Consider the following 13033-nt stretch of genomic DNA (forward strand, 5'->3'; position numbering starts at 1 on the left):
CGAATATGGGAATTCTGTCAGCAGTATGGATGACAGATCAGAAGAGGAAACACAGAAAAGCTCTGATTTTGATGGAACAGGGACAGATTGTACGAATATAGACTGCGGAGTTGCAGTTACTGTACATACTTCCTGTAATCCTTTTATTTCTACCACACAGGTAGTTCCGAAATGTCTGACTCTGGGTAATGGGCTGCAGGAAAGACAAGGATGCCCGTGGAATCGCAGAGGCAGCGCAGAAGGTGCTGGACAGATCCGGATTTCATAAAGAAGCATTTGAGCAGATCGCAAGCATCGATCTGAAGAAAAAGAAGAAAAGGGAATCCTGTCATTGTCACAGGACTGGCAGATTCCTTTTGTGACTTATACAGAAGAAGAATTAAAACAGGTGCCTGGAGAATTTACTCCCTCACCTTTTGTAAAAAAGATCACAGGTGTGGATAATGTCTGTGAGAGAAGTGCAGTCCTTGCCAGTGGAAATGGCAGACTGCTGGCAGAGAAAACAGGAGAAAATGGTGTGACCACAGCAGTGGCTGCCAGGGAATGGAGGATACATTTTGAGTAAAATATATGTAATCGGAATCGGACCGGGAGCTTATGACCAGATGACAGGAAAAGCGATCCGCGCCATGAATGAAAGTGATGCGATCATCGGATATACCGTATATGTAGACCTGGTGAAGGAATATTTTCCGGGAAAAGAATTTATGACTACACCAATGAAAAAGGAAGTGGACCGTTGTGTACTTGCTTTTGAAGAGGCAAAGAAAGGCAAAACTGTTTCCATGATCTGCAGCGGTGATGCCGGAGTTTATGGTATGGCAGGTCTGATGTATGAGGTTGGTGTCAATTATCCGGAAACAGAACTGGAGATCATCCCGGGTGTGACAGCTGCAACAGGTGGAGCTGCTGTTCTGGGTGCACCTCTGATCCATGACTTCTGTCTGATCAGCTTAAGCGACCTTCTCACACCATGGGAAAAGATAGAGGCAAGACTTCTGGCAGCAGCCCAGGCAGATTTTGTTGTATGTCTTTACAATCCGTCAAGTAAAAAACGTCATGATTATCTGCAGAAAGCCTGTGATCTGATGATGAAATACAAATCACCGGATACCATCTGCGGAACAGTTTCCAATATTGCAAGAGAAGGCGAAGAAGCTCATGTAATGACATTAAAGGAACTGAGAGATACACAGGTGGATATGTTTACCACAGTATTTATCGGTAATTCTCAGACAAAGGAAATCAACAATAAGATGGTAACACCGAGGGGATATAGGAATGTATAAAGTTCTTGTTTTTGCGGGAACAACAGAAGGATACGAAATCTGCCGGTTTCTGGCAGATCATAAGATAGAGACAAAGGGATTTGTTGCCACAGAATATGGCAGCAAATCTCTTACAGAAAATGAATTTCTCACTGTTCAGACCGGAAGACTGGATGCAGCGGACATGGAAGAGGTCTTTTTACAGGAGAAACCGGAAATGGTGCTGGATGCCACCCATCCTTATGCTGCTGAGGTGACTGTAAATATCAGGACAGCCTGTGAAAATACGCAGACAGCATATTACAGGGTGCTGAGAGAAGCAGGGGAACATGAGGACAGGGCAGTATATGTGGACAGTGTTCAGGCTGCAGCAGATTATCTGGATCAGACACAGGGAAGTGTACTGCTGACAACAGGAAGCAAGGAACTGGCCGGCTTCACAGGCATGAAGGATTATCAGAACCGTCTTTATGCAAGAGTCCTTTCTCTGCCCAATGTGATGAAAGCCTGTGCAGAGCTGGGATTTGAGGGGAAACATCTGATAGGAATGCAGGGGCCTTTTTCCAGAGAGCTGAATGCTGCAATGCTCAGACAGTATGACTGCAGATATCTGGTCACAAAGGATACAGGAAAAGCAGGGGGATTTCAGGATAAGATCGATGCTGCCCTGGAATGTGATGCAGTTCCTGTGATCATCGGGCGTCCTCTGAAGGAGGAAGGCATGTCTGTGAGAGAATGTAAGAGATTTCTTACAGAGCATTTCGGTTTAGCCCACAGACCGCATATTACATTGCTGGGAATTGGAATGGGAAGTCAAAAACTTCTCACTGTCCAGGGTAAGAACAGCCTGGATCAGGCGGATCTTCTGATCGGTGCCAGGAGGATGGTGGATTCTGTGAAACGTCCGGGACAGGATGTGTTCGTGGAATACAGAAGCCAGGAGATCAGGGATTATATTGATGCACACCCGGAGTATGACAATATTGTGATCGTCCTTTCCGGAGATGTGGGCTTCTACAGCGGAGCCAGAAAGCTTCTGGAAGTACTGTGTCAGGACAGTGCGGATCTGAGAGTACAGAGAAAGAACGGATCAGAGAAGAGTGAGGAAGAACGGGATAGTTCAGCACAAAATAATACAGAGATAGAGATTCAGTGTGGGATTTCCTCAGTTGTATATTTTATGTCCCAAATAGGATTGTCCTGGGATGATGCCAAAATCGTCAGTGCACATGGAAGAGGCTGTAATCTTATCTCACATATCTGTTATGCAGAAAAAGTCTTTTCCATACTTGGAACTTCAGACGGTGTAGCAGTTCTGGCAGAGAAGCTGGTAAAATACGGGATGGGTGATGTGCTCCTTTATGTGGGAGAAAATCTGTCTTATGAAAATGAGAAGATTTTTGTAAAACCAGCCAGTGAACTGACAGAATATAAGGGTGATCCTTTGTCCGTCATCTGTGCAGTAAATGAAAATGCAGGAACACGTCTGGAGACGCATGGGATCAGAGATGAGGAATTTATCAGAGGCAAAGCGCCCATGACAAAGGAAGAGGTGCGTACGGTATCCCTTTCCAAACTGCGGCTGACTGCTGATTCTGTCTGCTATGATGTGGGTGCAGGAACAGGCTCACTGTCAATAGAGATGGCACTTCGTGCTCATCAGGGACAGGTCTGGGCAATTGAGAAAAAGGAAGACGCAGTTGAACTGATTCCACCGGAATAAGGTGAAATTTGCAGCGGATAATCTGGAGATTGTGGAAGGACTTGCACCGGAGGCTCTGAAAGATCTTCCGGCACCAACCCATGCTTTTATCGGAGGCTCGTCAGGAAATCTGAAAGAGATCGTGAAGCTGTTGCTTGAAAAGAACCCTCAGGTCCGGATCGTGATCAACTGTATCACTCTTGAAACTGTGTCTGAAGCATTGGAAACAGCGAAAGAGTTTGGATTTGAAGAGAATGAGATCGTACAGCTAAGTGCAGCACGTTCAAAGGCAATCGGACGTTATCATATGATGATGGGCGAGAATCCCATTTATATTATTACACTTCAGAATCCCGGGAAATAACAAATGATGCAGATATCAGGGATTACAAATTAACAGTTAAGGAAATACAGATTAACAGTTAATAGATTGGAATGCCCTGAAATTGTTGAAAAAATATAGGACAGAAACAGAGGAGAACAGGGATGGATATTCCAAGAATACTTCTTGCAGCAGGAGCCAGCGGCAGTGGCAAAACACTGATCACCTGCGGACTTCTGCAGGCACTGGTCAATCGAAAAATGAAAGTGGCATCTTTTAAATGCGGACCGGATTATATAGATCCCATGTTTCATTCCAGAGTCATCGGGACGAAATCCCGTAATCTGGACACCTTTTTTACAGATGCCGAGACTACCCGATACCTGCTTGGAAAAAATGCAGCAGACTGCGATATTGCAGTGATGGAAGGTGTTATGGGCTATTATGACGGCGTGGGTGGAATATCCACGAAAGCAAGCGCCTATGACCTGGCAGATACCACAGATACTCCGGTCATCCTTGTGGTAAACAGCAGAGGAATGAGTATTTCCCTGGCAGCTTATATCAAAGGTTTTATGGAGTACAAAGAGAAAAGCCATATCAAAGGCGTGATCTTTAACCAGATGTCTCCCATGCTTTATCCCAGAATGAAGAAGCTGGTGGAAGAACAGCTTGAGGTGGAGGTTCTTGGATATGTGCCAAAGGTAGAGGACTGTGTGATTGAGAGCCGTCATCTGGGTCTTGTGCTTCCTGAGGAGATTTCTGATCTGAAGGAACGTTTGCAGAAGCTGGCCGGAATATTGGAAGACACACTGGAGATCGACAGGATCCTTGCATTTGCCAAAAATGCAGAGGATCTGCAAGTGCCGGAATCTCTGATACAGAAAGACAGGACATATGGATATTGTCTGCCACAGAAGCTGCGTATCGGAGTGGCAAAGGATGAAGCCTTTTGTTTCTTTTATGAAGATAATTTTCGTCTCCTTCAGGAAATGGGGGCAGAGCTGGTTGATTTCTCGCCAGTTCATGATGAACATCTTCCTGCAGATCTGGATGGGATTCTTCTTTATGGCGGTTATCCGGAATTAAATGGAGAGGCACTGGAACGCAATGCATCCATGAAAGAAGAGATTGCACAGGCAGTTAAACAGGGCATGCCATGTATGGCAGAATGCGGAGGCTTTATGTATCTTCATGAGCAGATGGAGGATATGGGCGGAGTGTTCCGGAAAACCTGCGGAGTGATTCCCGGAAAATGTTTCCGTACTCCCAGACTGACCAGATTTGGATATATCACATTAACCGCCGGGAAACCTGTTTTTGGCAGAAGTGCAGAGGAGATCGGTGAGATTCCGGCCCATGAATTCCACTATTTTGATTCTGAGAATTGCGGAAGTGACTTCCATGCGGCGAAGCCTTTAAGTAAAAGAGGCTGGGACTGTATACACAGCAGCAGTAACCTGCTGGCAGGATATCCTCATATCTATTATTATGGAAATCCCCAGATTCCCAGGGCTTTTCTCATGAAATGTCTGGAATATCATAACAAGGAGTTTTAAAAATATGTTATATTACAGTATGCCTGCCCTTGCAGCAGGCTTCATACTTGATCTTATGATAGGAGATCCCAGATGGCTGTATCATCCGGTGTGTCTGATCGGAAATCTGATCGCATTTTTGGAAAAAATACTCCGAAAGATTTTTCCGAAAACAGATAAGGGCGAACTGGCTGCAGGTATAGTGGAAGTGATCCTTGTCTGTCTGTTAAGCGGTGGAATCCCATTTCTGATCCTGCACATTCTCTATGGAATCTCAGTATGGGCGGGATTTGCACTGGAAACCTTCTGGTGTTATCAGCTTCTGGCAACGAAATCTCTGAAAACAGAGAGCATGAAAGTCTATGACAGACTGAAAAACGGAACTTTGGATGAGGCCCGTTATGCAGTATCTATGATCGTAGGTCGTGATACCCAGTCGCTGACAGAGGAGGGGGTTACAAAGGCGGCAGTAGAGACTGTGGCAGAGAATGCTTCTGACGGTGTCATAGCACCGATGCTTTATATGGCAATCGGCGGAGTGTGGCTGATGTTCCTTTACAAAGGAATCAATACCATGGATTCTATGCTGGGATATAAGAATGATAAATATCTGTATTTTGGTCGCTGCGCTGCAAAGCTGGATGATGTGGCCAATTATATTCCAGCCAGACTTTCAGGATGGCTGATGGTGGCAGCCTCTACATTTGTAAAAATGGATGTGAAAAATGCAGCGAAGATCTACCGCAGAGACAGAAGAAATCACGCCAGCCCCAACTCTGCACAGACAGAGGCAGCAATGGCAGGTGCGCTGGAGGTACAGCTTGCAGGCAATGCTTACTATTTCGGAAAGCTTTATGAGAAACCAACCATAGGAGATGGAATCCGCCCTGTGGAGGTGGAGGATATCAGACGTTCCAATCGCCTGCTTTATGCAACAGCGATTCTGGGGGCTGTGATCTTCCTTCTGATCGGAAGCGCAGTGCGATATTGTTTCTTTTTATAATTCCGGTAACGTGGATTGCTGAATAGTTATTAATATAAAACATGTATAGTAAGACAGGAGACAACTGATGACAAAACATATACATGGCGGTGATGTTTATAAATATGATCACTGTCTGGATTTCTCTGCAAACTGTAATCCGCTGGGAACACCGAAGAGTGTAAAGCAGGCGATCATAGACAGTGTAGAGGACCTGAGTGATTATCCCCGTGTAGGATGCGGACCTCTGAAAGAGGCAATCGCAGATTATGAACATACAAAAAAAGAATATCTGATCTGCGGGAATGGAGCCGCAGACCTTATTTTTTCCCTCAGCAGGGCATTGAATCCAAAGAAGGCCCTTCTTCCTGCTCCTACCTTTGCGGAGTATGAACAGGCACTGGTCAGTGTTGGCTGTGAGATCAGCAGATATTATCTGAAAGAGGAAAATGATTTCTGTATACAGAAAGATTATCCGGATGTTCTGAAAAGAGAAAAGCCGGATATTATTTTCCTGTGTAATCCCAATAATCCTACAGGGATCACCATACCTCAGGACCTTCTGGAAGAAATCCTGGAAACCTGTGCCATGCAGGGAATATTTATGGTAGTAGATGAGTGCTTCCTGGATTTTGTAAAAGATTCGGAGAAACATACGCTGAAGGGAAAACTGGAAAAATATCCGGGACTTTTTATTCTTAAGGCATTTACCAAAAGATATGCGATCCCCGGTGTGCGTCTGGGCTATGGATTCTGTTCGGACAGGGAAGTACTTGACCGGATGGAGGCAGTCACCCAGCCCTGGAATGTGTCTACCATGGCACAGCAGGCAGGAATGGCAGCATTGAAGGAATCAGAATATGTGGAAACAGGACGGCAGATCATTTTCCGGGAATCTGCATGGATGAAGGAAAAGATGAGACAGGTTGGGCTGACGGTATATCCTTCTGAAGCAAATTATATATTCTTTTACGGACCTGAGGATCTCTTTGAAAGATGTGTTGCAAAGGGAATCCTGATCCGGGACTGGCAGTAACTATCCGGGGCTGAAAAAAGGATATTATCGTGTGGCAGTGAAGCTGCATGAACAGAATGAAAAGCTGATAGAGGTACTGGAAGAAGTGCTTTCATAAGTATTTATACAGGAGAAAAGGGGAAACAAAAAATGGCAAAAGCAATTATGGTGCAGGGGACAATGTCCAATGCAGGAAAAAGCCTTCTGGCAGCAGGGCTTTGCAGGATTTTTAAACAGGATGGATACAGGGTGGCACCCTTTAAATCCCAGAATATGGCACTGAACTCTTTTATTACAGAAGAGGGGCTGGAGATGGGCAGAGCTCAGGTTATGCAGGCGGAGGCAGCCGGAATTAAGCCTTCTGTACTGATGAACCCCATTCTTCTGAAGCCTACCAATGATGTAGGCTCCCAGGTGATCGTAAACGGAGAAGTCCTGGGAACCATGAGTGCCAGAGACTATTTTAAATATAAGAAAAAGCTGGTGCCGGATATTATGAAAGCCTATGATAAGCTGGCATCAGAAAATGATATCATTGTGATCGAGGGGGCCGGAAGCCCGGCGGAGATTAATCTGAAAACAGAAGATATCGTAAATATGGGAATGGCAAAGATGGCAAAGGCACCGGTGCTTCTGGTGGGAGATATTGACAGAGGCGGTGTTTTCGCACAGCTGATCGGTACAGTGGAGCTTCTGGAAGAGGATGAAAGAGAGATGGTAAAGGGTCTGATCATCAACAAATTCCGTGGCGACAAGACCATCCTTGATCCGGGAGTGCAGATGCTGGAGGAGAGAAGCCATATCCCTGTAGTGGGAGTGGCTCCGTATCTGGATATTCAGGTGGAGGATGAGGACAGCCTCACAGAAAGATTTGACAGAAAACAGGAAGTGGATCTTATTGATATTGCGGTGATCCGGGTGCCAAGGATCTCCAATTTCACAGATTTTAATCCACTGGAAAGTATCCCGGGAGTTTCCCTGAGATATGTACAGCATGTCAGTGAACTGAAAAATCCGGATATGATCATCCTTCCAGGAACAAAAAATACAATGGAAGATCTGCTGTGGATGCGGGCTAATGGTCTGGAAGCTACAGTTTTGAAGGAAGCTGCAAAGGGTAAGATCATCTTTGGAATCTGTGGCGGTTATCAGATGCTGGGTGAGACCTTAAGTGACCCTCATCATGTGGAAGCCGGAGGAACCATCAAGGGAATGGGACTGCTTCCTATGGATACTGTTTTTGCAGAAAAGAAAACCAGAACCAGAGTTTCCGGCAGATTCCTGGAACTCGAGGGAGAACTGCAGGCACTTTCCGGCGCAGAACTGGAGGGTTACGAGATTCATATGGGAGAAACTGTGTTAAAAGGTGAAGCCGGACACAGTGTATCCATTGAAGATCAGGTGTCAGGAGAGTGTAAGGAAGACGGTGCATACTGTAAAAATGTCTGCGGAACCTATGTCCATGGAGTTTTTGACAGGGAAGATGTGGCAGAGGCTGTTGTACGTGTTCTGGGTGAGAAAAAGGGAATCGATGTATCTCAGATGACAGGAATCGATTTTGCAGCATTTAAAGAAACTCAGTATGATATCCTGGCAGCAGAACTGAGAAAACATCTGGATATGAAGAAAATCTATGAAATTCTGGAGCAGGGAATCTGATCCGGAACTGTATGGTGAAAATCCAGATAAACCAATGAGTGATAGATGTAACTATTGTATACGGGAATTTATGGAATTTGGGAGATAAGGAATGAAAGTAGAACTGGAAAATGTAAAACCAATGGATATAGAGAAACGCAGCTTTGAGATCATCACAGAGGAACTTGGAGATAAAAAGCTGGTTCCCGGAACAGAGCTGATCGTAAAGAGATGTATTCACACAAGCGCAGACTTTGATTATGCAGAGAATCTCTGTTTCTCTGAGAATGCAGTTGAGAAAGCAATCGCTGCTATTAAAGACGGTGCCTGCATTGTGACAGATACACACATGGCAGAGTCCGGGATCAACAAGAGAGTCCTTTCCCGTTACGGCGGAGAAGTATTCTGCTTTATCTCTGACGAGGACGTAGCTGCCACAGCCAAAGCCAACGGAACCACAAGAGCTACAGCCAGCATGGATAAGGCTGCTGCCATGGGAAAGAAGCTGATCTTTGCCATCGGAAATGCCCCCACTGCGCTGGTACGTCTCTATGAACTGATTGAGGATGGCAAGCTGGATCCTGAGCTGATCATCGGTGTGCCGGTAGGCTTTGTAAATGTGGTCCAGTCCAAGGAACTGATCATGCAGGCAGACGTACCTTATATTGTAGCCAGAGGAAGAAAGGGCGGAAGCAATGTTGCCGCATGTATCTGTAATGCATTGCTTTATATGATTGATAATAACAGAGGATACTAATTAATTCTGTATCTGACTGATATCCTTTAACAGCTTGCATGCCGGGACGAAATCTGCCACAGGCATGGAGGAGCAGGAGAGAATCAGGGTAATCTTACCGGGAGTCTCTCTCAAGAAGCTGCAGGCGCAGACCATTGGTCTGTGCCTTTTTTTGAAGCTCCTGCCAGGTAAGAGTTGTGGACAGAGTCAGGGCCAGGCTGGTACCTGCGGCTCCGGTCTGGATTGGGAATCTTTTCCAAGTACTTCCCGCACAGCACTGCGGAGTGCTTTCAGCTTTACAGAATACAGACGTTTCAGCTTACGGGTCTGTGCTGCCAAGTGACCATCCCGGATAAATTGGCACAGAGCAATCTGCTCTGTCTTTGATGCTGTCTGATTATATTGGTCTGCTTTTTTTCTGTACAGTGCAGACAGCTCCGGAGGCAGGACCATAAAACTGATACGGATGGAGGGCAGCAGAAGTCTGGAAAAGGTTCCCAGATACACCACATTCTGACCGCCTGCCAGACCAAAAAGAGAAGGGGTAGGCTTCTGCAGATACACAAATTCATTTTCAAAATCATCCTCAATGACCAGACTGCCATGTGCAGCAGAGTAATTCACCAGCTCCAGGCGTCTGGAAACAGGCATAATATCACCCCATTTTGTCATATGTGCAGGAGAAACATAAATAATATCACAGTCCTTATTCCTGTAATCTACCTGAAATCCATAGTCATGAAACACAGTGCTTCCCTGTACAAAGGAAGGATTGGGAAAAGAAACAGTCTGGCGTTGCTCAAGGAGCGGGCAGAGGATGTGCAAAAGACTCTGAATACCTGCACCGATCACAATATCTTCCCCGCTACATAGCACGTTTCTGCGTTCTCTCACATAATCGGCAAGTGTATCTCTCAGATCTGCCTCTCCCTGAGGCTCTCCGTAAGACAATAATCGTTCATCCTGGCGAAGGGCACTTTTGATATAACGTCTCCACAGGTCAAAACGGAAACTCTCCCGATCTACTCCTGAAGAAGCAAAATCAAACCTGCAGGGTGTCTGGGTCTGTTTCTCTGTTTTTCTGACAGATGTGTGTTGTCTGTCAGCAATATCTGTCACATAATATCCGCTCTGGGCTTTGGAAATAATATATCCCTCCGCAGCCAGCTGCAGATAGGCATTTTCAATGGTAGTGCGGCTCAGCCTCAGTTCCTGTGAACATTTTCGGAGGGAGGGCATCCTGCTTCCGGGCGGGAGCTTTTTCTCCATGATCAGTTCCCTGTAATAGTGGAACACCTCCAGATACAGGTGCTCCTTTTTTTTATTCTTATCTAAAATCAATTCCATATGTAAAACTCCGATCCTTCAAACATGCTGATGGCATTCTTGAATTGCTATAGGGTTAAAAATAAACTGACCCTTAAAAAAACATTAAATCTGGCTATATTCATATATCCACTGTGATGCTATATTAATACAAAGCATAAAAGAAAGCAAGAGGAATAAAAAATTGAAAAAAATTGCAGTAATTCATGATCTGTCCGGTCTGGGGAAATGCTCTCTTACAGCAGCGATTCCTGTAATTTCCGCCATGGGAGTCCAGGCTTGTCCGCTGCCCACCGCAATATTGAGTAATCAGACAGGATATGGATCTTATTTCTGGGATGATTATACAGACCGGATGGAGCTGATCATGGATGAGTGGAAAAAAACGGGATTTACACCGGATGGTGTTTATACAGGATTTCTGGGAGATGCCAGACAGGTGGATTTGATCCTGAAATTTGTAGATATGTTCTGCACAGAGGGAACACATATCCTGGTTGATCCGGTTATGGGAGACAGAGGGGAAACATACAAAACCTATTCAGAGACTCTCTGTGAAAAAATGCGGACTCTGGTCAGAGAAGCTACAGTGATTACGCCGAACCTGACAGAGGCACTTCTTCTTCTGTATGGAGAAGAGGGGATGAAAGAAAGAATGAAAGAACTTTCTGATATGGAAGAAACACAGTTGCTTAAGGAAATTGAAAAATCTGGAAGAGATCTGACTCTGCGTTTTGGACTGGAATCAGTTGTGATCACAGGAGTAGAGGTGTCTGGCAGTGACGGCAGAGCACGAATGGGAAATCTGGTTCTGGAAAAAGAAAAAGCGGACTGGTGTTTTTCTGTAAAAGAAGGCGGCAGCTATTCCGGAACAGGAGATCTTCTGGCATCTGTACTGAGTGCGGGAATGGTGAGAGGGATTCCCATGAAAGCGTGTGTGGAGAAGGCTGTTGAATTTCTGGGTGGAGCTATTCACGATGCAGTGGAAGAAGGAACTGACAGAAATGACGGAGTCTGCTTTGAAAAATATCTGGGGATACTGACACAGATATAAAACAGGAAATCATAGATACTAAATGCCGGATAGTTAAGTAAAATATATAACAGGAGGGATCATATTATGTCTGAATTAACAGCAAAAGAGAACATCAAAACAGCCGACACAGTGAAAAGGATCACAGCCACAGCGGTAATGGCAGCATTGACTACTTTAATGACAGCTTATATCTTTCACATTCCGGTAGGGGTGAACGGAGGATATGTACATCTGGGAGACACTATGATCTATCTGGCAGCAGCGTTTCTGCCATTGCCTTACGCATGTGCGGCAGGAGCGATCGGAGGTGGTCTGGCAGACCTTCTGACAGCACCTGTATGGGCTCCTGCAACCATAATCATCAAAATGCTGATCTGTCTTCCGTTTTCTTCTAAAGGAACAAAGCTGGTCACAAAGAGAAATGTAGTTGCATTACTTCTTGCATTCGCCATCTCAGCAACAGGATACTATATTGCAGAAGGAATTATGTTTGGATTTACAGCATCCTTCTTTACTTCTGTCAGCGGAAGTATTGTACAGTCAGGTGGAAGTGCTATTATGTTTGTGATCATCGGTACTGCACTTGATAAAATCGGATTTAAGACCAATATTGCGAAATAATACGAAAAATAAAATAACTGAGTTTAAAATGAGGAAAATATAAAATGACAACAGATATCATATACAGATATAAAAACCAGGTATATTTTAACATTACCAATAAATGTCCATGCAGATGCACTTTCTGCATCCGAAATACAGAGGATGCCATCGGTGAGGCATCCAATCTCTGGTTTGAACATGAACCTGCATTGGAAGAGATTTACAAAGCCATTGATGAGTTTGATTTTTCAGACTGTAATGAAGTGGTTTTCTGCGGATACGGAGAACCGACCATGGCTCTTGAGAACCTTATAGCAGTAAGCAAATATATCAGGGAAAGATACCCATTCCGGATCAGGCTGAATACCAACGGATTATCTGATCTGATCCACAAACGTTCTACTGCAGAAGAAATCTGTCAGGCTGTAGACAGTATATCCATCAGCCTGAATATGCCGGACGCAGCATCCTACAATGAAGTAGTCCGTCCAGCATACGGCGAGAAGTCCTTTGACGCCATGCTGAAATTTGCAAGAGACTGCAAGCAGTATCTTGATGATGTACGCTTCACAGTTGTAGATGTGATCGGCGAGGAAAAAGTAGAGCAGAGCAAAATCCTGGCTGCTCAGAATGGGATTCCGTTAAGAGTAAGAAAATATTCACCGTGATACAGAATAGAAAATTTCTGTTTTTGCTTTTAAATTTGCCTGAAAACTACAGCAGTCATGCACCTTACCGTGCGTGGCTGCTTATTTTTTATGTTATAGGAAATTATTCTGTAATGTTTCTATAACATAAAAAGCCTTCCGGGCAGGATGAAGTCCCCTTCTTCGAAAATTGCAAAAAGTAATAAGTAATAAGCAATAA

General features: G+C 44.8%; 11 protein-coding genes and 3 pseudogenes. 13 read left to right on the forward strand and 1 reads right to left on the reverse strand.

The window, feature by feature from the left end; all coding sequences use genetic code 11:
- The 10 genes and pseudogenes from AC075L_RS03520 to AC075L_RS03565 all read left to right on the forward strand — a co-directional run.
- Positions 1-268, forward strand: a pseudogene (locus AC075L_RS03520) (cobalt-precorrin 5A hydrolase); the annotation flags it as partial.
- On the forward strand, positions 189-362 hold the full coding sequence (locus AC075L_RS03525; protein ID WP_476387152.1) for a cobalamin biosynthesis protein: 174 nt from the start codon (positions 189-191) through the stop codon (positions 360-362). The pseudogene AC075L_RS03520 and the gene AC075L_RS03525, both read left to right, overlap by 80 nt.
- Positions 359-565 carry a cobalamin biosynthesis protein gene (locus AC075L_RS03530; protein WP_476387153.1) on the forward strand — a complete coding sequence of 69 codons (207 nt, stop codon included), beginning with the start codon at positions 359-361 and terminating at the stop codon, positions 563-565. The genes AC075L_RS03525 and AC075L_RS03530 overlap by 4 nt, the downstream gene beginning before the upstream one ends.
- Complete coding sequence (gene cobJ / locus AC075L_RS03535; protein WP_008704807.1) at positions 558-1289, forward strand: precorrin-3B C(17)-methyltransferase; 732 nt, start codon at positions 558-560, stop codon at positions 1287-1289. Before AC075L_RS03530 ends, cobJ begins: the two co-directional genes overlap by 8 nt.
- A pseudogene (gene cobK / locus AC075L_RS03540) lies at positions 1282-3334 on the forward strand (precorrin-6A reductase). Before cobJ ends, cobK begins: the two are co-directional and overlap by 8 nt.
- Positions 3335-3456: 122 nt before the next feature.
- Positions 3457-4851, forward strand: a complete 1395-nt coding sequence (locus tag AC075L_RS03545; RefSeq protein WP_118566256.1) for a cobyrinate a,c-diamide synthase — start codon at positions 3457-3459, stop codon at positions 4849-4851.
- A 4-nt stretch (positions 4852-4855) separates the two neighbouring features.
- Positions 4856-5833, forward strand: coding sequence for an adenosylcobinamide-phosphate synthase CbiB (gene cbiB / locus AC075L_RS03550; RefSeq protein WP_118566257.1), 978 nt, complete (start codon positions 4856-4858; stop codon positions 5831-5833).
- A gap of 67 nt (positions 5834-5900) precedes the next feature.
- Positions 5901-6945 (forward strand): annotated as a pseudogene (locus AC075L_RS03555) (pyridoxal phosphate-dependent aminotransferase).
- Between the two features lie 32 nt (positions 6946-6977).
- Positions 6978-8486, forward strand: a complete 1509-nt coding sequence (locus tag AC075L_RS03560; protein ID WP_118566259.1) for a cobyric acid synthase — start codon at positions 6978-6980, stop codon at positions 8484-8486.
- A 91-nt stretch (positions 8487-8577) separates the two neighbouring features.
- Positions 8578-9222: a precorrin-8X methylmutase gene (locus tag AC075L_RS03565; protein WP_008704797.1), complete on the forward strand. Its 645-nt coding sequence runs from the start codon at positions 8578-8580 to the stop codon at positions 9220-9222.
- A gap of 186 nt (positions 9223-9408) precedes the next feature.
- On the opposite strand, the gene AC075L_RS03570 is transcribed toward AC075L_RS03565, so the two are convergent.
- Positions 9409-10548 carry an aminotransferase-like domain-containing protein gene (locus AC075L_RS03570; protein WP_476387154.1) on the reverse strand — a complete coding sequence of 380 codons (1140 nt, stop codon included), beginning with the start codon at positions 10546-10548 and terminating at the stop codon, positions 9409-9411.
- A 163-nt stretch (positions 10549-10711) separates the two neighbouring features.
- Between AC075L_RS03570 and AC075L_RS03575 the strand changes: the two genes are divergently transcribed.
- The 3 genes from AC075L_RS03575 to AC075L_RS03585 all read left to right on the forward strand — a co-directional run bounded on the left by AC075L_RS03575 (position 10712) and on the right by AC075L_RS03585 (position 12834).
- Positions 10712-11581, forward strand: a complete 870-nt coding sequence (locus AC075L_RS03575) for a pyridoxamine kinase (protein ID WP_118566261.1) — start codon at positions 10712-10714, stop codon at positions 11579-11581.
- A 66-nt stretch (positions 11582-11647) separates the two neighbouring features.
- A complete protein-coding gene (locus AC075L_RS03580) occupies positions 11648-12184 on the forward strand; it encodes a TIGR04002 family protein (RefSeq protein WP_055053410.1) in 537 nt (178 codons plus the stop codon).
- A gap of 44 nt (positions 12185-12228) precedes the next feature.
- Entirely contained in the window at positions 12229-12834 is a 606-nt protein-coding gene (locus tag AC075L_RS03585) for a TIGR04100 family radical SAM protein (RefSeq protein ID WP_008704792.1), read from the forward strand.
- The last annotated feature ends 199 nt before the right edge of the window (positions 12835-13033 follow it).

Source organism: Blautia sp. ZXY-1-B12, from assembly GCF_056339915.1.